The organism is Cupriavidus phytohabitans (assembly GCF_000426345.1).
Classification (GTDB): Bacteria; Pseudomonadota; Gammaproteobacteria; order Burkholderiales; family Burkholderiaceae; genus Cupriavidus.
The window spans coordinates 1-19,436 of record NZ_AUFE01000066.1; the positions used below are offsets into that span (position 1 = coordinate 1).

General features: G+C 66.4%; 19 protein-coding genes. 10 read left to right on the forward strand and 9 right to left on the reverse strand.

Annotated elements, in window-relative coordinates:
- The 4 genes from K309_RS0128585 to K309_RS0128600 all read left to right on the forward strand — a co-directional run.
- The coding region (locus tag K309_RS0128585) for a zinc-binding dehydrogenase (RefSeq protein ID WP_029049545.1) at window positions 1-345 on the forward strand (345 nt) is incomplete at its 5' end.
- A gap of 13 nt (window positions 346-358) precedes the next feature.
- Complete coding sequence (gene fghA / locus K309_RS0128590) at window positions 359-1,201, forward strand: S-formylglutathione hydrolase (RefSeq protein WP_029049546.1); 843 nt, start codon at window positions 359-361, stop codon at window positions 1,199-1,201.
- Window positions 1,202-1,338: 137 nt separating this feature from the next.
- A complete protein-coding gene (locus K309_RS42025; protein WP_156914474.1) occupies window positions 1,339-1,476 on the forward strand; it encodes a hypothetical protein in 138 nt (45 codons plus the stop codon).
- Between the two features lie 161 nt (window positions 1,477-1,637).
- Window positions 1,638-2,852 carry a GGDEF domain-containing protein gene (locus tag K309_RS0128600; protein WP_029049547.1) on the forward strand — a complete coding sequence of 405 codons (1,215 nt, stop codon included), beginning with the start codon at window positions 1,638-1,640 and terminating at the stop codon, window positions 2,850-2,852.
- Between the two features lie 6 nt (window positions 2,853-2,858).
- Here K309_RS0128600 and K309_RS0128605 read toward each other — a convergent pair whose 3' ends face one another.
- Window positions 2,859-3,875: an AraC family transcriptional regulator gene (locus K309_RS0128605; protein ID WP_029049548.1), complete on the reverse strand. Its 1,017-nt coding sequence runs from the start codon at window positions 3,873-3,875 to the stop codon at window positions 2,859-2,861.
- Between the two features lie 179 nt (window positions 3,876-4,054).
- On the opposite strand from K309_RS0128605, the gene K309_RS0128610 reads away from it, so the two are divergent.
- The 5 genes from K309_RS0128610 to K309_RS0128630 all read left to right on the forward strand — a co-directional run bounded on the left by K309_RS0128610 (window position 4,055) and on the right by K309_RS0128630 (window position 9,827).
- Entirely contained in the window at window positions 4,055-5,188 is a 1,134-nt protein-coding gene (locus K309_RS0128610) for an acyl-CoA dehydrogenase family protein (protein ID WP_029049549.1), read from the forward strand.
- Window positions 5,189-5,233: 45 nt separating this feature from the next.
- Window positions 5,234-6,757, forward strand: coding sequence for a CoA-acylating methylmalonate-semialdehyde dehydrogenase (locus K309_RS0128615; protein ID WP_029049550.1), 1,524 nt, complete (start codon window positions 5,234-5,236; stop codon window positions 6,755-6,757).
- A gap of 241 nt (window positions 6,758-6,998) precedes the next feature.
- Window positions 6,999-7,904, forward strand: coding sequence for a 3-hydroxyisobutyrate dehydrogenase (mmsB, locus tag K309_RS0128620; protein ID WP_029049551.1), 906 nt, complete (start codon window positions 6,999-7,001; stop codon window positions 7,902-7,904).
- Window positions 7,901-8,671, forward strand: coding sequence for an enoyl-CoA hydratase (locus K309_RS0128625; RefSeq protein ID WP_029049552.1), 771 nt, complete (start codon window positions 7,901-7,903; stop codon window positions 8,669-8,671). The genes mmsB and K309_RS0128625 overlap by 4 nt, the downstream gene beginning before the upstream one ends.
- A gap of 10 nt (window positions 8,672-8,681) precedes the next feature.
- Window positions 8,682-9,827: an enoyl-CoA hydratase/isomerase family protein gene (locus K309_RS0128630; RefSeq protein WP_029049553.1), complete on the forward strand. Its 1,146-nt coding sequence runs from the start codon at window positions 8,682-8,684 to the stop codon at window positions 9,825-9,827.
- 51 nt (window positions 9,828-9,878) lie between these two features.
- Here the strand turns inward: K309_RS0128630 and alaC are convergent, their stop codons facing one another.
- The 4 genes from alaC to K309_RS0128650 form a co-directional block, all read right to left on the reverse strand.
- Window positions 9,879-11,090: an alanine transaminase gene (gene alaC, locus K309_RS0128635; protein WP_029049554.1), complete on the reverse strand. Its 1,212-nt coding sequence runs from the start codon at window positions 11,088-11,090 to the stop codon at window positions 9,879-9,881.
- A gap of 120 nt (window positions 11,091-11,210) precedes the next feature.
- Window positions 11,211-11,603 carry a hypothetical protein gene (locus K309_RS0128640; protein WP_029049555.1) on the reverse strand — a complete coding sequence of 131 codons (393 nt, stop codon included), beginning with the start codon at window positions 11,601-11,603 and terminating at the stop codon, window positions 11,211-11,213.
- 78 nt (window positions 11,604-11,681) lie between these two features.
- Window positions 11,682-12,509 (reverse strand): siderophore-interacting protein, encoded by an 828-nt coding sequence (locus K309_RS0128645; protein ID WP_029049556.1) that lies wholly within the window; start codon window positions 12,507-12,509, stop codon window positions 11,682-11,684.
- Between the two features lie 82 nt (window positions 12,510-12,591).
- Window positions 12,592-13,290 (reverse strand): PadR family transcriptional regulator, encoded by a 699-nt coding sequence (locus K309_RS0128650; RefSeq protein WP_029049557.1) that lies wholly within the window; start codon window positions 13,288-13,290, stop codon window positions 12,592-12,594.
- 198 nt (window positions 13,291-13,488) lie between these two features.
- Between K309_RS0128650 and K309_RS0128655 the strand changes: the two genes are divergently transcribed.
- A complete protein-coding gene (locus K309_RS0128655) occupies window positions 13,489-14,574 on the forward strand; it encodes a hypothetical protein (protein ID WP_156914475.1) in 1,086 nt (361 codons plus the stop codon).
- 23 nt (window positions 14,575-14,597) lie between these two features.
- Here K309_RS0128655 and K309_RS0128660 read toward each other — a convergent pair whose 3' ends face one another.
- The 4 genes from K309_RS0128660 to K309_RS0128680 form a co-directional block, all read right to left on the reverse strand.
- Complete coding sequence (locus tag K309_RS0128660; protein WP_029049559.1) at window positions 14,598-15,959, reverse strand: cytochrome P450; 1,362 nt, start codon at window positions 15,957-15,959, stop codon at window positions 14,598-14,600.
- 16 nt (window positions 15,960-15,975) lie between these two features.
- Complete coding sequence (locus tag K309_RS0128665; RefSeq protein ID WP_029049560.1) at window positions 15,976-17,154, reverse strand: hypothetical protein; 1,179 nt, start codon at window positions 17,152-17,154, stop codon at window positions 15,976-15,978.
- On the reverse strand, window positions 17,154-17,597 hold the full coding sequence (locus tag K309_RS0128670) for a hypothetical protein (protein WP_232232531.1): 444 nt from the start codon (window positions 17,595-17,597) through the stop codon (window positions 17,154-17,156). Before K309_RS0128670 ends, K309_RS0128665 begins: the two co-directional genes overlap by 1 nt.
- A 386-nt stretch (window positions 17,598-17,983) precedes the next feature.
- Window positions 17,984-19,399: a capsule polysaccharide biogenesis protein gene (locus tag K309_RS0128680; protein WP_084402590.1), complete on the reverse strand. Its 1,416-nt coding sequence runs from the start codon at window positions 19,397-19,399 to the stop codon at window positions 17,984-17,986.
- Window positions 19,400-19,436 lie beyond the last annotated feature (37 nt).

Genomic DNA, 19,436 nt, shown 5'->3' on the forward strand with positions numbered 1-19,436 from the left:
GGCGCGGACTACTCGTTCGAATGCATCGGCAACACGCAGGTCATGCGCCAGGCGCTGGAGTGCTGCCACAAGGGCTGGGGCAAGTCGATCATCATCGGCGTGGCCGAGGCCGGCGCCGAGATCTCGACGCGCCCGTTCCAGCTGGTGACCGGCCGAGAGTGGAAGGGCTCGGCCTTCGGCGGCGCGCGCGGCCGCACCGATGTGCCGAAGATCGTCGACTGGTACATGGATGGCAAGCTCAACATCGACGACCTGATCACGCACACGCTGCCGCTGGAGCGCATCAACGAGGGCTTCGACCTGATGAAGCGCGGGGAGTCGATCCGATCCGTAGTGTTGTACTGAGGCGCGCGCCATGATGGAACTGATCTCGCAACACGGCTGTTATGGCGGCGTGCAGCGCTTCTACCGGCACGAGTCGGCGGCAATCGGGCTGCCGATGCGCTTCTCGGTGTTCCTGCCGCCGCAGGCGCAAGGCGGCGCGAAGGTGCCGGTGCTGTTCTACCTGGCCGGCCTGACCTGCACTGAAGAGACTTTCATGATCAAGGCCGGGGCGCAGCGCTTTGCCGCCGAGCACGGCCTGATGCTGGTCACTCCCGACACCAGCCCGCGCGGCGCGGGCGTGCCGGGCGAGGCCGATGCCTGGGATTTCGGCGTGGGAGCAGGTTTTTACGTCGACGCCACCGAGGCGCCCTGGAGCAGGCACTGGCGCATGGAAAGCTATGTCGCCGAGGAACTGTTCGACCTGGTCACCACCGCGCTGCCGGGCGAAGCCTCGCGCGTGGGGATCTTCGGGCATTCGATGGGCGGCCACGGCGCGCTGGTGCTGGCGCAGCGCCACCCCGAACGCTTCCGCTCGGTGTCGGCGTTCGCGCCGATCGCCGCGCCGACGCGCTGTCCTTGGGGCGAGAAGGCCTTCACCGGCTATCTCGGCGGCGACCGCGGGGCATGGGCGCAGTATGATGCCACCGAGCTGATGGTGCGGCAGCAAGGCGCGCCGTTCCCGGCCGGCATCCTGGTCGACCAGGGCCTGGACGACCAGTTCCTGCAGACCCAGCTGCACCCGGACGCATTCGAGGCCGCCTGCCAGGCGGTGGGCCAGCCGCTGACGCTGCGCCGGCACAGCGGCTACGACCACGGCTACTACTTCATCACGACCTTTATCGCCGACCATATCCGGCACCACGCCGGGCAGCTCTAGCGCCTGGGCGCGCCGGCGCACGCACAGCCACACATCCGGCCGGCACCGACCCCCAATCAGGGGATGCCCGGTGCCGGGCCTGATCCCATAATGGCTGCTCGACCGGCCACAGAGCCGGAACAAGATGGGGTCACATCATGAACCACGTCGTCTCCCTCGGCGCCTATATCCTCGGCTGCCTGGCAGCTCTGCTGATCGCGGTGCGATGGTTGTTGCGCAATGACCCGGTGCTGCGCGCCGACGAGCCGCACGAACCGCCACGACGAACCGACTAGCCAGGCGCCACGGCAACCCGACACAGGCGGCTGCAACCCCACAACCCTCGGACGGCCGACGGCGCCCCCCTTGCGGCGCCCGCTGGCCCTGCTCGCCCCGTATCATTACGGGTCGCGCCGGCCCGGCGCATTCCCGTCACGCCGCAGCCAGCCCCTGTCCGATGTCCGTCCCGATTGCCCTCCTCACCATCACGACCGCGCTCAGCGCCATGATGCTGGCCATCGTGTGGTCGCTGCGCCGCTGCGGGCTGCCCGGCGTGGGCGAATGGTGCGATGCCAACCTGACCGCGACCGCGGCGCTAGTGCTGTTCTCGTTGCGCGGCATGATCCCGGACCCGTTGTCGGTCGGCGTTGCCATCGCCGCGCTGGCGTGGTCGCTGGCGCTGTTCTACGCGGGCTGCATCCGCTTCTGCGGCGGCGTGCCGCCGTGGCGGCGCCTGATAGCCGCGACCGCAGTGACGGCTGCCGGCGTGATCGTCTGGCGCTATGCCGTCGACGTCTTCACCACGCGCGTCGTCATTGTCTCGGTCTTCCACGCGGTGCTGTGCGCGCTGACCGGGCTGACCTTGCTGCGCCGCCGCCCACGCGGACAATCGGCACGATTCTTCATCACGACCGCCTGCTTTGCGCTGGTCTTCGCCACCGGCCATGCGGTGCGCGGCACGCTGTCCGCGCTGCAGTGGCTGGGCAATCCCTACCTGCAGGAATCCATGTTGCTCAACACGGTGTTCCTGACCCTGGGCGCGCTGGTGATGCCCGCCATGACCATGGGCGCGGTGCTGATGATCCATGACGCCATCGTGCGCCGGCTCGAAGCAGTCGCCAATACCGACACGCTGACCGGCGTGCTGTCGCGCAAGGCATTCGAGGAAGGCGCCCGCCGCGAACTGGCGCGCGCTGCCGGCGGCAAGCCGGCGCCAGCGCTGCTGATCCTCGACATCGACCATTTCAAGTCGGTCAACGATACCTACGGGCACGCGGCTGGCGATGCCGTGCTGCAGGCGTTCGCGCAACTGGCCGCGGCGCAACTGCGGCCCGGCGACCTGCTGGGCCGCCTCGGCGGCGAAGAGTTCATGGTGCTGCTGCCCGCCACCGGCGAGGCCGGCGCCAGCGCGGTGGCGGAGCGTATCCGCGCCAGCGTGCAGCGCCATGCGGTCACGGTAGCGTCGGACAGCGGCAGCCACACCGTGCGCTATACCGTCAGCGGCGGCACCGCCGGCTGGCATCCAGGCCTGACGCTGGCGCAGCTGAGCGCGCGTGCCGATGCGGCGCTGTATCGCGCCAAGGTAGGCGGGCGCAACCGCATCGCGGCGCACAGCGGACCAGCCCCGGCGACGCAGGCGGCAGCGCAGACCGCGCACGTGCTGGATGCCTGAGTCGCGTCAATCCTCTTCCACCACGCGCCGGTAAGCGCCGGGCCGCGAGCCGGTCCAGCGCCGGAACGCCCGGTGGAAAGCGCCCGGCTCGGCAAACCCCAGTTCCGCCGCGATATCCGCCACCGGGCGGCCGGAGTGGCTGAGCGCCTCGATGGCAAGGTCGCGCCGCAGCCCGTCCTTCAGGTCCTGGTAGCTCACGCCCTCGTCCATCAGGCGGCGCCGCAGCGATGAGGCCGACAGGTTCAGGCTGACCGCCAGCGCCTCGAAGGTCGGCCACAGCTCGGGCCGCTGGTTGCGCAGCAGCCGGCGCACGCGCGCGCCGACGCTGGTGCGGTCGGAATACTTCACCACCACGTTGTGCGGGGCATCGCGCAGGAAAGCCTTCAGGCTGCGCTCGTCCTGGCGCACCGGCTGGTCAAGCAGCGCGGCGTCGAACACCAGCGCCGTGGCCGGCTGGTCGAAGGCGAGCTGGCGCGAGTACATCACGCGGTATTCGGCGCTGTAAGGCGGCTCCGCGTAGTCGAACGCCGCGAGCCGTACCGGCACGCGCCGGCGCAACAGCCAGCTCATCAATCCATGCAGCATGATCAGCATGGTTTCCTTGGCGAAGACGCCCGGCTGCCGCCCCAGCGCCGCGTTGGGCGCGGTCAGCACCAGCGCGGCCTCGTCCCCATGCCGGTCCAGGCGCACGCCGATATCGTCCAGCAGCAGGCGGAAATACCGGGTAATGCGCTCCAGCCCCTGCCCCAGCGTGCGGCTGCCGACCACGGCGTGGCACAGCATGGCAAAGCTGCCGCACTTCATGCTGCGCGAATCCTGGCCGAAGAACTCGTCGTCCAGCGCGGCGGCGACCGCCAGCCACAGCTCGCTGTAGCTGGCCGCCGAAACCCGTGCCAGCGGCACCGCCAGCAGTTCCGGCGCGATGCCGGCGCTGCGCAGCACCGGCGCGGGGTCGATCCCGCGCGCCTGCAGCCCGGCGATGGCATGGTGGACAAAACAAAGCGCGACACTGCCTTTTTCCATGGTCCGGCGGGTGGCAAACGAGTTCAGGAAGATTGGCGGATTTTGGCATAGGAGTCCGCCCCCGGCATTCCTACACTGCCCGCAGGCCAAGACGCCGAGCGCGCATTCTGCCTGAGATGCCGCGCCGCGCCAATGCGCTTTACAGAAGCCCCCGCGGAACACCACCACGCCAACCTGCCATGCACAGCGACTACACCGAACAGCAACAGATGATCCGCGACAGCGCGCGCGCCTTTGCCAGCGAGCGCCTGGCCGCCGGCGCCGCCCAGTGGGACCGCGACGGCCGCCTGCCCGAGGAGGTGGTCGCAGAGATGGGCGCGCTGGGCCTGCTCGGCATGATCGTGCCGGAGGACTGGGGCGGCACCTACACCGACTATGTCGCGTACGCGCTCGCCATCGAAGAGATCGCCGCTGGCTGCGCGGCCTGCGCCACGCTGATGAGCGTGCACAACTCGGTCGGCTGCGGCCCGATCCTGCACTACGGCACCGATGCGCAGAAGGAACGCTACCTGGCGCGGCTGGCCAGCGGCGAGCTGATCGGCGCCTTCTGCCTGACCGAACCGCAGGCCGGCTCCGAGGCCCACAACCTGCGCACGCGCGCCCGCTTTACCGACAACGGCTGGGTGCTCAACGGCAGCAAGCAGTTCGTCACCAACGGCCAGCGCGCCGGCGTCGCGGTGGTCTTTGCCGCAAGCGAGCCCGAGCGCGGCAAGAAAGGCATCTCGGCCTTCCTGGTGCCGACCGACACGCCCGGGTTCGTGGTCCATGCACCGGAGAAAAAGCTCGGCATCCGCGCCTCGGACACCTGCGCCATCACGCTGGAAGACTGCACCGTGCCGCACGACGCGTTGCTGGGCGAGCCTGGCGAGGGGCTGCGCATCGCGCTGTCCAACCTCGAAGGCGGCCGCATCGGCATCGCGGCACAGGCGATCGGCATTGCGCGTTCGGCGTTTGAAGCCGCATGCCGCTATGCGTCGGAGCGCGTGCAGTTCGGCCGCCCGCTGCGCGAGCATCCACCCATCGCCAACATGCTGGCCGACATGGCCACCGAGCTGAACGCCGCGCGCCTGCTGGTGCACCGCGCCGCGCGCATGCGCAGCGAGGGCGTGCCGTGCCTGTCCGAAGCCTCGCAGGCCAAGCTGTACGCGTCCGAGCTGGCCGAGCGCGTCTGCTCCAAGGCGCTGCAGATCCACGGCGGCTATGGCTACCTGGAAGACTATCCGGTCGAGCGCCACTATCGCGACGCCCGCATCACCCAGATCTACGAAGGCACCAGCGAGATCCAGCGCATGCTGATCGCGCGCAGCCTGTAAGCCCTCCCTTTGCTTCCCATACAACCACACCGTCCGGAGACAACCATGAGCGCAGTGCCCAAGACCGACAACGCCGTGCCGACCGTACCGCTGCTGATCAATGGCGAATGGGTGGAATCGTCCGCCACCGAGTTCCGCCAGGTGGTCAACCCCGCCACGCAGGAAGTGCTGGCGCGCGTGCCGCTGGCCACGGCCAGCGAAGTCGCCGCCGCCGTCGGCGCCGCGCACCGCGCCTTTGCCACGTGGCGCCACACGCCCATCGGCGCGCGGCTGCGCATCATGCTGCGCTACCAGGCGCTGATCCGCGAGCACAGCAAGCGCACCGCCGCCATCCTGACCGCCGAACAGGGCAAGACGCTGGCCGACGCCGAGGGCGATATCTTCCGCGGCCTGGAAGTGGTCGAGCACGCCTGCTCGATCGGCACACTGCAGCAAGGCGGCTTCGCCGAGAACGTTGCCTCCACCGTCGACACCTACACCCTGCAGCAACCGATCGGCGTCTGCGCCGGCATCACGCCGTTCAACTTCCCGGCGATGATTCCGCTGTGGATGTTCCCGATGGCGATCGTGTGCGGCAACACCTTCGTGCTCAAGCCGTCGGAGCAGGATCCGCTGTCGACCATGGAACTGGTCAAGCTGGCGCTGGAAGCCGGCGTGCCGCCGGGCGTGCTGAACGTGGTGCACGGCGCCAAGGACGTGGTCGATGCGTTGTGCACGCATCCGGACATCAAGGCGGTGTCGTTCGTGGGCTCGACCGCGGTCGGCACGCACGTCTACAACCTCGCCGGCGCGCATGGCAAGCGCGTGCAGTCGATGATGGGCGCCAAGAACCACGCCGTGGTGCTCCCCGACGCGCACAAGGAGCAGACCCTGAACGCGCTGGCGGGTGCGGGCTTCGGTGCGGCCGGCCAGCGTTGCATGGCCACCTCCGTGGTGGTGCTGGTCGGCGCGGCGCGCGACTGGGTGCCCGATCTGGTCGAGCGCGCCAAAACTTTGAAAGTCGGCGCCGGCGTGGAGCCTGGCACCGATGTCGGCCCGGTGGTGTCGACGGCGGCAAAGGAACGCATCCTCGGCCTGATCGCCGCCGGCGAGCGCGAAGGCGCGAAGCTGGTGCTCGACGGCCGCAACGTGCAGGTGCCGGGCTATCCGCAAGGCAACTTCATCGGGCCGACCATCTTCACCGAGGTCGGCACCGACATGACGATCTACACCGAAGAAATCTTCGGGCCGGTGCTGGTGGTGATCGGCGTCGAGACGCTGGATGACGCCATCGCGCTGGTCAACCGCAACCCGTTCGGCAACGGCACCGGCGTGTTCACGCAGAGCGGCGCCGCCGCGCGCAAGTTCCAGAGCGAGATCGACGTCGGCCAGGTCGGCATCAACATCCCCATCCCCGTGCCGGTGCCTTACTTCAGCTTCACCGGCTCGCGCGGCTCCAAGCTGGGCGATCTGGGCCCGTACGGCAAGCAGGTGGTGCAGTTCTATACGCAGACCAAGACGGTGACGGCGCGGTGGTTTGACGATGCGACGGTGAATGACGGGGTGAATACGACGATCAGCCTGAAGTGAGGCGTGGCACGACGGCCGACGGTTTGCTCCCCTCTCCCGCTTGCGGGAGAGGGGCCGGGGGTGAGGGCCGGCGCTGGCAGGACCGCAGCCGCTCCACAAAACCACCGGCACCCAACCGCATGCAAATCTGATCTGACACAGTAGCCATTGACACCCTCGCCCTCTCCCCCGCCCCTCTCCCGCGAGCGGGAGAGGGGAGAAAACAAGTGGGATTTGGGACTTATTACGAAGGAGACACCCCATGCATATCGCCTTCATCGGCCTGGGCAACATGGGCGCGCCCATGGCGCGCAACCTGCTCAAGGCCGGCCATACCCTGACCGTGTTCGACCTCAATGCCGCCACCGTCGCCGCACTGTGCGCCGAAGGCGCAGCCAGCGCCGATACCGCGCGCAAGGCCGTGGCGGAAGCTGATTTCGTCATCACCATGCTGCCCGCCGCCGCACACGTGCGCAGCGCCTACCTTGGCGAAGACGGCGTGCTCGCCGGCGTGCGCCCCGGCGTGCCGCTGGTCGATTCCAGCACCATCGATCCGGCCACCGTGCGCGAACTCGCCGCCGCCGCGCAGGCCCAGGGCAATGCGCTGGCCGACGCCCCCGTTTCCGGCGGCACCGTCGGCGCGCAGGCCGGCACGCTGACCTTTATGGTCGGCGCCACCGAAGCGCTGTTCGAGCAGGTGCGCCCGGTGCTGGCCGGCATGGGCCGCAACCTGGTCCATTGCGGCGGCACCGGCACCGGCCAGGTCGCCAAGATCTGCAACAACCTGATTCTCGGCATCTCGATGATCGGCGTGTCGGAGGCGATGGCGCTGGGCGTGAAGCTGGGCATCGACGCCAATGTGCTGGCCGGCATCGTCAATACCTCGACCGGCCGCTGCTGGGCCTCCGATACCTGCAACCCCTGGCCCGGCGTGATCGAAACCGCCCCGGCCGGCCGCGGCTACAGCGGCGGCTTCGGTGCCGACCTGATGCTCAAGGACCTGGGCCTGGCCGCCGATGCCGCGCGCAGCGTGAAGCAGCCGCTGTTCCTGGGCGCACTGGCGCAGCAGGTCTACCAGGCCATGAGCCACGCCGGCGAAGGCCAGCTCGATTTCTCCGGCGTGATCCGCCAGTACCTGTCCGCCACCGACAAGGAGCGCCAGCCATGATCGAATTTGCATTGGATGGCCACGTCGCCACGCTGACGCTGAGCCGCCCGCCCGCCAACGCCTTTACCGCCGATGGCCTGCAGCAGCTGCGCGACCTGGTGGCGAAGATCGATGCCAACCCCGAGATCCGCGCCGTTGTCGTGACCGGCGCCGGAGAGAAATTCTTCAGCGCGGGCGCCGACCTGAACGGCTTCGCCGACGGCGACCGTGCCCATGCGCGCGCGATGGCGCAGCAATTCGGCGGCGCCTTCGAAGCCCTGCAGAATGCGCGGCCGGTGGTGATCGCTGCCATCAACGGCTACGCCATGGGTGGCGGCCTGGAATGCGCACTCGCCTGCGATATCCGCATCGCCGAAGAACATGCGCAGATGGCGCTGCCCGAAGCCGCCGTGGGCCTGCTGCCGTGCGGCTGCGGCACGCAGACGCTCCCGTGGCTGGTCGGCGAAGGTTGGGCCAAGCGCATGATCCTGACCAACGAGCGCGTCGACGCGGCCACCGCGCTGCGCATCGGGCTGGTCGAACAAGTGGTGCCGCGCGGACAGGCGTTGTCCACCGCGCTGGACATGGCGCAACGCGCCGGCAAGGTCAGCCCGCGCGCCGCCGCCTACAGCAAGCAGCTGGTGCACCTGGCACGCCAGGGCGTGCCGCGCCAGGCAGCGCTGGCGCTGGAGCGCGAGCGCTTCGTCGACCTGTTCGACGGCGCCGACCAGCGCGAAGGCGTCAATGCCTTCCTCGAGAAACGCTCGCCGCAATGGCGCAATGCCTAGGAGTCCCGCCATGCGCCTGACCGAATCGGCTATCTCGCCGTGCAATGCCGGCACGCAGGATGCCGCCGAGCCTGAGGCCCTGTTCGATGTCATCAACGGCGTCGGCATTGCCACGCTGAACCGGCCGCGCCAGCTCAATGCGCTGTCGTACCCGATGATCGTCGCGCTGGGCGCGCAGCTCGAGGCGTGGGCGCAGGACGACGCCATCCGCGCCGTTGTGCTGCGCGGTGCCGGTCCCAAGGCGTTCTGCGCCGGCGGCGATATCCGCGCCTTGTACGACAGCTACCGCGACGGCACGCCGCTGCACCGCCGCTTCTTTATCGACGAATACACGCTGGACTACCGCCTGCACCGCTATCCCAAGCCGCTGGTGGCGCTGATGGATGGCGTCGTCATGGGCGGCGGCATGGGACTGGCGCAAGCCGCGCACCTGCGCATCGTCACCGAGCGCTCGCGCGTGGCCATGCCCGAGACCGGCATCGGGCTGGTGCCGGATGTCGGTGCCAGCCATTTCCTGTCGAAGCTGCCGGTGCAGCTGGCGCTGTATCTCGGCCTGACCGGCGTCACCATCGGCGCCGCCGACGCGCTGCTGTGCGGCCTGGCCGATGCCGCTGTCGACAGCGGCACGCTGGCCGGGCTGGAGCAAACACTTGCCGGCATCGCCTGGGGTAGTGACGTGCTCGCCGACCTGCGCCAGGCACTGGTGCGCGAACCCACGACAGGCGCCGCCGACGCGCCGCTGCTAGAGGTGCTGCCCGCGCTGCTGCGCCATTTCCCTGCACACGCCACCCTGCCGGAAATCCTGGCCGGCCTGGCATGCCAGGACGACCCGCGCTACACCGAGTGGGCCACGCGCGCCATCGACGTGCTGCGCACGCGCTCGCCGCTGTCGGCGTGTGCCACGCGCGAACTGCTGCTGCGCGGCCGGCGCATGGATCTCGCCGACTGCTTCCGCATGGAGCTGGCGGTGGTGGTCAACACCTTCTCGCAAGGGGATTTCATCGAAGGCGTGCGCGCGCTGATCGTCGACAAGGACAACGCGCCGCGCTGGCGCACCACCAGCTATGAGGCTGTGGCGCCGGAAGATGTGCAGGCACTGTTCCAGCCATGGTGGGCGCCTGGCGAACAGCCATTGCCGCTGGTCCTTCCGGCCTGAACGCAAGAAGCCAGGACCTGCGCCACAATCGTGGCGCAGGTCACCGCTGCATCAGGCCTTGACCAGCCCATCCGCGCGGAACATCGCCTTGATGCCTCGCACTGCCTGCCGGATGCGCGATTCGTTTTCGATCAGCGCAAAGCGCACGTACTCGTCGCCGTAGTCGCCAAAACCGATACCCGGCGACACGGATACCCTGGCCTTTGCCAGCAACTGCTTGGCGAACTCCAGCGAGCCCAGCGCGCGGTATGGCTCGGGAATGCGCGCCCAGATATACATCGACGCCTTCGGGATCTCGACCGGCCAGCCTGCCTCGATCAGCCCCTTCGCCAGCACGTCGCGGCGCGACTGGTATTGCGCGGCAATCTCGCGCACGCATTGCTGGTCGCCTTCCAGCGCCGCGATCGCAGCAATCTGCAGTGGCGTGAACGTGCCATAGTCGTGATAGCTCTTGATGCGCGTCAGCGCCGCCACCAGGTCCGCGTTGCCGACCATGAAGCCGATGCGCCAGCCTGCCATGTTGTAGCTCTTGGACAGCGTAAAAAACTCCACCGCGATGTCCTTGGCGCCCGGCACCTGCATGATCGAAGGCGCCTGATAGCCGTCGAAGACGATGTCCGCATACGCCAGGTCGTGCACGACGAAGATATCGTGCTTGCGCGCCAGCGCGATCACACGCTCGAAGAAATCGAGTTCGACGCATTGCGCGGTCGGATTTGACGGGAAGCCCAGCACGATCATCTTCGGCTTGGGATAGCTGCCCCGGATCGCACGCTCCAGCTCGGCAAAGAAATCGATGCCCGGCACCAGCGGCACCGAACGGATATCGGCCCCTGCAATCACCGCACCGTAGATATGGATCGGATAGCTGGGATCGGGCACCAGCACCGTGTCGCCGCGGTCCAGCGTGGCCAGCATCAGGTGCGCCAGCCCTTCCTTCGAGCCGATGGTGACGATGGCCTCGGTATCCGGGTCGATCTCGACGTCATAGCGCTCGCGGTACCAGTGCGAGATCGCGCGCCGCAGCCGCGGGATGCCCTTGGACGTGGAATACCCATGCGTGTCGGGCCGCTGCGCCGCCTCGGTGAGCTTGGCCACGATATGCGCCGGCGTGGCGCCATCCGGGTTGCCCATGCTCATGTCGATGATGTCCTCGCCACGGCGGCGGGCGGCCATCTTGAGCTCGGCGGTGATATTGAAAACGTATGGGGGAAGACGATCGATGCGCGCGAAGCGGCGCTTGCCGGAGGAAGCGGCAGTCATGTGGAGTCCTTTACGTAAGCGCCCGGAACCGTCCGAGCGACGTCGGCAGCTGCTGTCTCAGCTGCCGGGGACCCATGTTAGCGGTGATGCGGCCGTTGCACAACCGGCGTGTGCAGATGCCTAGAGCCTGCCTCCCGGCAGACCTGTCGGCCGGTTCGCGGGCAGATGGCGCACGATGCAGTCGAGCGCGGGAGAATCGGAGCGCCCGCCCAGCGCCGCGCTGACCGAATCGCGGTACTGCTGCGCAGAGATGCGCTGGTAGTACAGGCGCGAGGTCTGGTCCAGCCAGTAGACGTAGTCGTCGTCGCTGCGGCTGCCGCTGGTGCGCAGCCACTCGCTGATATTGTTGGTCCCGACCATCATGTTCGGGCACGCGGTCCGCAGCGAATCGAGATAGGCATTGAAGTCGGTGGCCTGGCGGCTGCGCACGGCGTCCGGCGCACAGGCGGCCAGGATGGCAACGGATGCCGCGGCGGCGGCGATGATGCGCAACGGCTTGGATGCGGGCAGCACGGCAGTCCTCCCGGCGGTGACGTTGCCTGCCATCTTATGGCAACGCCGCGCCCGCGTACACCGTGCCGCCGCCGTGGCTCAGTCGTCCAGCGTCTCGTGCACCGCCGCGTCGCCGCGCTTCCAGTAGGCCGATGCGCGGATGCGCTTCTTGTCGATGCCACGCTCGCCGACCAGGTACTGGCGCACCGCCTTCATCGCGGCCGCTTCCCCCGCCGCCCAGACATAGCCTTCGCCCTGCGGCAACGTGACCTGGCGCAGCGCCGCTTCCAGCAAGCTGCCCTCCGGCGCATCGCCGCGATGCAGCCAGTGCACCTCGACATCGGCCCGGCTCGGCAGCGCGATCTGCGCGGCCGCATCGCCCACTTCCATGACGACGATGGCGCGCGACTCCGCGCCCAGCTCTTCCAGCCGGCGGCCCACTGCGGGCAGCGCCGTATCGTCGCCGACCAGCAGATGCCAGTCGAAGCCCGTCGGCACCACGAACGAGCCGCGCGGCCCGCCCACGCCCAGGTACTGGCCCGGCCGCGCCTGCGCCGCCCAGGTCGACGCAGGGCCATCGCCATGCAGCACGAATTCGATATCCAGTTCCTGCGCGGCAGCGTCGTAGCGGCGCGGCGTGTAGTCGCGCGCGGCCGGACGCGGCTGGCCTTCGGGGAAGCTGATGCCGTCGGGGCCCACGTGCGGCAACACCGGCTTGTCGGCACCGTCCACGGGGAAAAACACCTTGACGTGGTCGTCGAACGAGGCCGAGACAAAGTCTTCCAGCCCGTCGCCGCCCAGCGTGACGCGCAGCAATTGCGGCGTGACCTGCGTGGTGCGCACCACTTGCAGCAGGCGCATCTTGAGGGGATGGCGCACGCGCTGCACGGACAGATCGCGATTGGATTCAGGAGCGTTTGCAGTCATAGAGGAATTCCTTGGTTGCGGACCCGACACTGGCCGGGCCCGGATGCCGAAGACGGATGCCAGCGTCAGCGCCACCGGCGTATCAGGCCTTGGGCCCGGCTTCGATTTCGGCCGCCGCGCGCATCAGGATCGCGGCAATGCGGCGCTGCTCGTCGGCGCCGGCTTCGCTGCGCATCACCATCGCGCGTTTGATGGCGGCACGCGCCTGCATCAGTTCAGGCACCCAGCCGCCCTGCTCCGGTTCCGGCTGCGGCTCGCCGCTCATGGCCCGGCGCATCCATTCCATCTTGCGGGCGACGTGGCGCAGCTTGGCCACCATCACGTCGACGCGCTCGCGGTTGGCCGCGAGATGCGCCTTGCCGGTTTCGGACAGCTGGTAGCGCTTCTTGTTGCCTTCGATGTCGACGGTGGCGTAGCCGACTTCTTCCAGATAGGTCAGCGCGGGATAGACCACGCCGGGACTCGGCTTGTAGAAGCCGTTGGTGCGCGTCTCCAGCGCCTTGATCAGCTCGTAGCCGTGGCTGGGTTTTTCGTCGAGCAGGCTCAGCAGCAGCAGTTGCAGGTCGTCGGCGCTGAACTTGCGGCCACGGCGCCAGCCTTCGTTGTCGAAGCCGCCGGGGCCGTCGCCGCCGAAACCGTCGTCGTCACGGTTGCCCCAGAAGCCGGCGCCACCTCGGCCCATGGCATGGCGCATCAGGTGCGGAGCGAGCCGCATGAAGGCATCGCGAACCCTGCCGTGAGAGGCGTGGGGATGGCTTTGATGGTGATGATGGTGGCGCATAAACCCTCCGATGTATCGCCAGATAGATCGTAAGATATATATCGTACGATCTAAAGTCAACCCCGGATACGGCCACGTTCGCAGGCCGGATGCGTTCCTTACCGCACGAACCCAGGTTGTATATCGCCGCCGCGCTTTCCAACATTCATTTAACGCCAAGCAGCGCGACAGACGCCGCGGCGCCCGAACAAAGATGGATTGAACAACAACAAGTCCTACCGGGGAGGCAACATGGGCGCCAACACGCAGCGCAGGCTTACTGCAATCTGTCTCGGCGCCATGTTGCTGGCGCCATGGGGAATAGCACGCGGCGCCATGGAGGATGCGCTGCTGAGCGCGGAACCGGTGGTTCCGGCAGCACGGGGGTTTTTCGCGGAAGCGGCCTATGACGGAGGCGGTCATTACCAGGGCGGCCATTTCCGCACGGGCTACAAGCTGTCGCCCGCATGGTCGCTGGAGGCAGGTTACTGGCGCCGGCACGTCTCCTATGGCGACGATTCCGCCGGCATCGACAGCTGGCTGGCGTCCACCAGCTATGGCCTGGTCACGACGCCCGATGCGGGGAGGAAGCTGACCTTGCGCCTGTCCGCCTGGGGCAACTACACCGGCAGCCTCAGCAAGAGCGGCTCCGCCTCATCCGGCAAGTTCAGCGATTTCACCATCGCACACCCGAACGATACGCAGGTACAGGCCGACGTGATCTACACAGGCCAGCCCTGGACCAACCACTTCCTGACAGGCTTTCTCAGCGCCGGCTACAGCTGGGTTCGCGCCGGCGATATCCAGGGCACGCTGAAACAGGGCTCATGCCTGTACAACGTCAGGGTCGGCTCCGACAACATGGCCCTCGGCACGCTTGCGGCGCCGTGCCGGGTCGGCCGCGCCACCATCTCCAACGGCGGCTTCCGCATGAACGCCGGGCAGATCGGCCTGGACGCGGGCGAGGGCTTCAATGACGACGGCGCATTCATCGGCGCGGGCGGTTCGTGGCGGTGGCGCCATGGCGCGTGGAGCCTGGTGGCCGGTTACCACGCGCAGTACTTCTTCCGTGAGCTGGACGACCGCTATACCGCCTATGGCGCGCCCAAGTCGCAGTTCAACCAGACCATCCTGCTGCAGGCGTCGTATGCGATCAACCGCTACGTCGACGTATTCGTGCGCGGCCAGGGCGTGCAGAACAGCCTGATGGGATATGTGCCGATGCTCTACAACCCGGTCACGGCGAGCAAGCTGGACCGGTCATTTGCGTTGTTCTCGATCGGGTTGCGCATCAGCGGGTTCTAGCGGCCGGTTCTGGCGCACGCCGGTCAACGGCGATGCAGGCGGACCCGGACGCCGTTGCCGGACCGGATCGTCACGCGTCCGACCACTTTCGGCACATGGCTGGGGTCCGCTTCGACACGATAGCGGCGCACGATGCTGGCGAGGATCAGCACCGCTTCCTGCGTGGCGTAGGCAGCGCCGATGCATACGCGCGGCCCCTTGCTGAACGGGATATACGCGCACTTCGACGACTCCTTGCCGGCCTGCGTATCGAAGCGGTCGGGATCGAACTCGTCCGGCCGTTCCCATAGCGTACGATGCCGGTGCAACAGCCACGGCGAAATCAGGATCGGCGAGCCCTCCTTCACCGACTTGTCGCGGATGCATTGCGACTGCGCCGCCTCGCGCACGAAGAACCCGACCGGCGGATACAGCCGCAGCGTCTCGCGGAACACATTGCCAACCGCCGGCAGGCTCTTGATATCGCTCAGCTCGAAATCGCGCTCACCGACCGCCTCCTGGATCTCCGCAAGCATCTTGTCCTGCAGGTGCGGGCATTGCGAGATCAGGTAAAGCGCCCACGTCAGCGCACTGGCCGACGTCTCGTGGCCGGCCAGGAACAGCATGCACACCTGGTCCACCAGCTCTTCATATGTGAACCGGTCGCCGTTGATTGGATCAACCGCGTCCATCATGCCGGCCAGGATGTCCTGTTTCGCACTGCCCTGCCCGCTGTCTCGCTCCGCCAGTCGCCGCGCAATGATCTCCGACAGGATCACACGGATCTTCCTGGCCGCGCGCTTGCTCTTCCACGCAGAGATCACCGGAGGCAGCCGGTAGATCATCAGGATCATCGCCCGCTGCGCGTGATGCTGGAACTCAAGGAACGCGTCGTAGATCTCCTTCGCCGCGGACTCCTCCAGGTTCTCCGACAGGATCGTCCGGAAAATGATGTCGGCGGTCACGTAGGTCATCTCGCCGTCCACCTCATACGACCGCCCGTCCGCCACCGCATCCAGCCGCCGGGTCATCCCCGCCACCGAATCCGCCATCAGCGAAAACACCAGCTTCAGCCGCGCCTGCGCGAACGCCGGCTCCACCAGCCGGCGCTGCCGCTCCCACACCTTGCCGTTGGTCGTGAAAATACTGGTGCCCAGCAGCGGCTCCAGCATCCGGTGCATCAGCTTGTGCTTGGGATACTCATGCGTATCGCCCAGGATCTTACGCACCCAGTCGGCATCGTTCACCATGAAGATGTCCATGCCGGGCTGCGAGATCTTGCCCATCTTCATCGAATAGCTGCGCTCGAACAGTACGTCGATCCACGAATTCCAGCCACGCAGGAAGCGCAACAGGAACGAACTCTTGCGCGTATGCGGCTTGGGGTAAGGCGGCTGGAAATTCATTGCAATGGAGGCGAAATCAATAAGGCTGGACGCGGCTCGGACCGGCTGTCATCCGGAAATAGTCGTACTCATTCGGCAAGGCGCTTGCCATCAGGTACTGGAAATGCAGGCGCTGCTTGCTGCGCTTCATGCGGGCGTATTCCTGCTTGCTGAACATGCGGAAGGGGCGCACTACCTGCTGGATCGGGCGGCCGGCCTTGGCGCCTTTGATGCCGGAAATGTCGAGCGGATTCGCTTGCGAGAAACACAGGGAATCGGCGCGCGCGTTCATGTCGAGCCACTGCATGTCACGGTCTTCGGCAAGACGCTTCAGGTCCTGATGGAAGGGCTTGGCCGAAGGCATCAGGCTGAGCAGCGGAATGCACTGGCCGAGGGTGATCAGCGTCACGCGGCGGCGCTGAGCGGGCGCCAGCGCATCCGCCAGCCTTGCCGCCAGCGCGACGCTGACGATCGAGCCGACGCTGTGACCAACCACCAATGCTTCATCGCAGTCCGATGCCTCCAGGTCCTTCCGGATCCAGTCAGCAAAGCTATCGATTCGTGCCTTGATATCCTCTGGCTCCCGCTCGCCCCACCCCTGCACGAAGCGATAGATTTGCAGCAGCCAGAACACCGCCAGCCGGTTCGCCAGCGCAATGCCACCACTAAAAAGCGCGGCGGCCGCAGCAATTCCTCCCGCGAACGCGAACCACGCGTCGCCGCCTGCGGCCGACAGCATCGCCTTGACCCCGACGCAACAAGCTGCCGACAGCAGCACCAGCAGCAACAGGAAAATCAGCGGATACAGCGCACTGTAGAACGGCCCGCGGAATGTCTTGCTGAGCCGGCCAAATGCGCCACATCCGATATAGCGCGCATACCTGCCCAACGTCGAGAACACCAATTTGGGCAAGCTGGATTCCCAATGCCTGCGCACCAGATCGTCCCAATGCAGGAACTGGTATTGCGTGGACACCGCATGGCCATCCCACTCGCCATCCACGCTCCAGGCACTCACATGCTCACCCAGCCGCGACCGCTTGCCGACGGAAACCTCGCCGCCAAGGTGGACCGCTTGCCTGGCAGATTCCTCACGATACAAGCGGTGATAGTAGGCCGCGCCGCGAGGGTCGAAACCGCTGACGTAATAGACCTTGCGATGTTTGACTTCGCCGGACCTGGCCGGCGAGCGCTTCTCTTGAACCACAGCATTCATCACTGAGTCCGGTGGTGCAGATTCTTCTTCAGCACCAGATCCACCACCGGCTGCTCACGCTTGTTCGCGCGGCGGCAGTGATCCTGCTGGAATTTGTCGGTGAACCAGATAATGAAGCGCGCCCACCAGCGGTGTTGTTCGCGCCACGCATGCGACGAAACGGATTCCCAGGCATAGCCGTTGAACAGCGTCGCATTGACGAAATGGTCCAGCGCCCGCACCCCGGCACGGCCACGTTCGGTCTTGCCGAAGAAGCCGATGTAGACGATCAGGAGGTATCCGAGGACGGCTAGCGGGACGATAAAGACCATCAGCAGGAAGCCGGCGATGCGTTCTCTCATGACTGCGGGGGCGAGGTTGATGATTGGGAGCGATTGGGGGGGCAGCGTGGCAGGCCAGTCAGCGCGCCTGCTATATCGAAAGGACAGCAGGCGCGCTGGCAAGCCAGCCTCGTAGTATAACGAGAGACGACGTGCTATATCGGTGTGTCAGCCAGCGGAGTAATCACGCGAGACGGTGTTACGGTTTGCATGTTGTAGTTTTGAAACACAGGGTTGCCCCGACTCCCACGTGGCTGCGCCCGGTTCGATGCGATCCTCAAATACCGGACAACCAAGCACATGCGGGTTTCTTCCTATTTGTACCAGGGTCCTATCGGACGTTGAATAACCAATAGCCGTGCCGGCTCGATAAAGGACTAGCATGCTGACCATCAGTCTTGTTTTGCTGTCTGTTGTTTCCCTGGCCGCAGCCGTCGTTGAGTCCGCCGCCCAGGATTTGGAGGATGAGCATATTTAAGCGCGGGCGCAGTGGGGACAAGCGCAACAGCCTACCCGAGTAGTGCGGCTACCGTGGCCGTGACGTCCCACACTCGTCCGCTATAGGCATCCGCTGTGACCAGCCCTACGGCAAAAAGCACGCGGCCCAGGCGCCGCCGCATACTCCAGCATTGCCGCTCTGGAACCGGCACCAGCATGTCGTCGGCATAAAACGACGAATTGATCTGCGAGACACGGATCAGGTAATTCCGGAACCGTGTAAAGATTTTCATGTCCACCGCGCCCGGATCGTTCCAGAAGGCATCCAGCGGCCCCTGATACGTCAATCCCGGTTTGGCGTAGAAACAGCGGCCAAGCGCAATGACGGGTACTCGGTGAAACAAGGCTTGCAGCCCCGTGGTCGAGTTGACGGTCACCAGGCCCATGCAACGATGCAGCAGTGATGGCAGGTGCGCATCGTGAATATAAAGAATGCGTCCGCTCGCACCGAAGCGCGCCGCGCATGCCTCGATGGTCGCAGCGTAGTCCGTATGCCCGCGATCCATCGGATGATGCTTGAACACGAGTACGCTGTCGGCCGGCGCATGAGCGGCGAACGAAAAAACCGTCCACTCGATAAAGTCCTCGATACGCCGCCATGGGCTATGCACGCGGATCTGGCTGTCGTTGTAGACCTGCAGCGGCGCCAGGAAAAAATGGGGATGCTCGCTTGCCAGTAGCAGCTCGCGAAGATCTCGTTCCTGCCAGCGGTAGAGTTGCTTGCGAAATGCCGCCCGAATCCACCGGCCCAGTTCATGCACGCCGATCGGTTTGTGATGCCGGTAATGCGGATAGCGGCGTGCGTCAGCCATACCGCCGGCAAAGTACCAGAACGAGTGCAGCGCCATCTTCCGGAATGGGTGCCGGAACTTGCGGGGCCTGGCAGGCACAGCCACCTTTGGGACGTCTCCCGTCGCCAACAGTGCGATCGGAGAATCGGCATTGACACCACCGCGCTCCAGCGTGATGTAGTCCGGCCGCACATAGCCCTCCTCGAAGGCCCAGAAGGCGATGCCCAGCGCTGCCGCCACCCGGGCGGCAATCCGATGCTGACGCCGGCTGGTCCCGAACACGACGACCGCATCGATACGACGCTGCGCCAGCAAGTCGCGCAGGAACGACTCCCACAGCACCATCGGCTGCGTGAAGCGGACAACATCGCCCGCCCGGTAGAAGAAATCGTCCCCACCGTTGAAATTGACTTTGGTGACCTGGCTACCTTTGGCGACAAGCAGGTCGCGGAGACGTGAGAAGAACGGTCCGTTCGGCCCTTGCAGCAGAAGGATGCGCCGATGCCTGGCAATCTGGTCGATGCTTGCCTGCTCGGTCCCGACCGGCGCTGCAACATCCTGTGAAGCCGTATCCCGGCTGACTCTCGTCAGATTCGGTATATCAATGCTTCCAGCTGTCTTCCTGAACGACAACATTTCCCGACCCTCACGCTGCGCTTGTTTTCCGCCAATG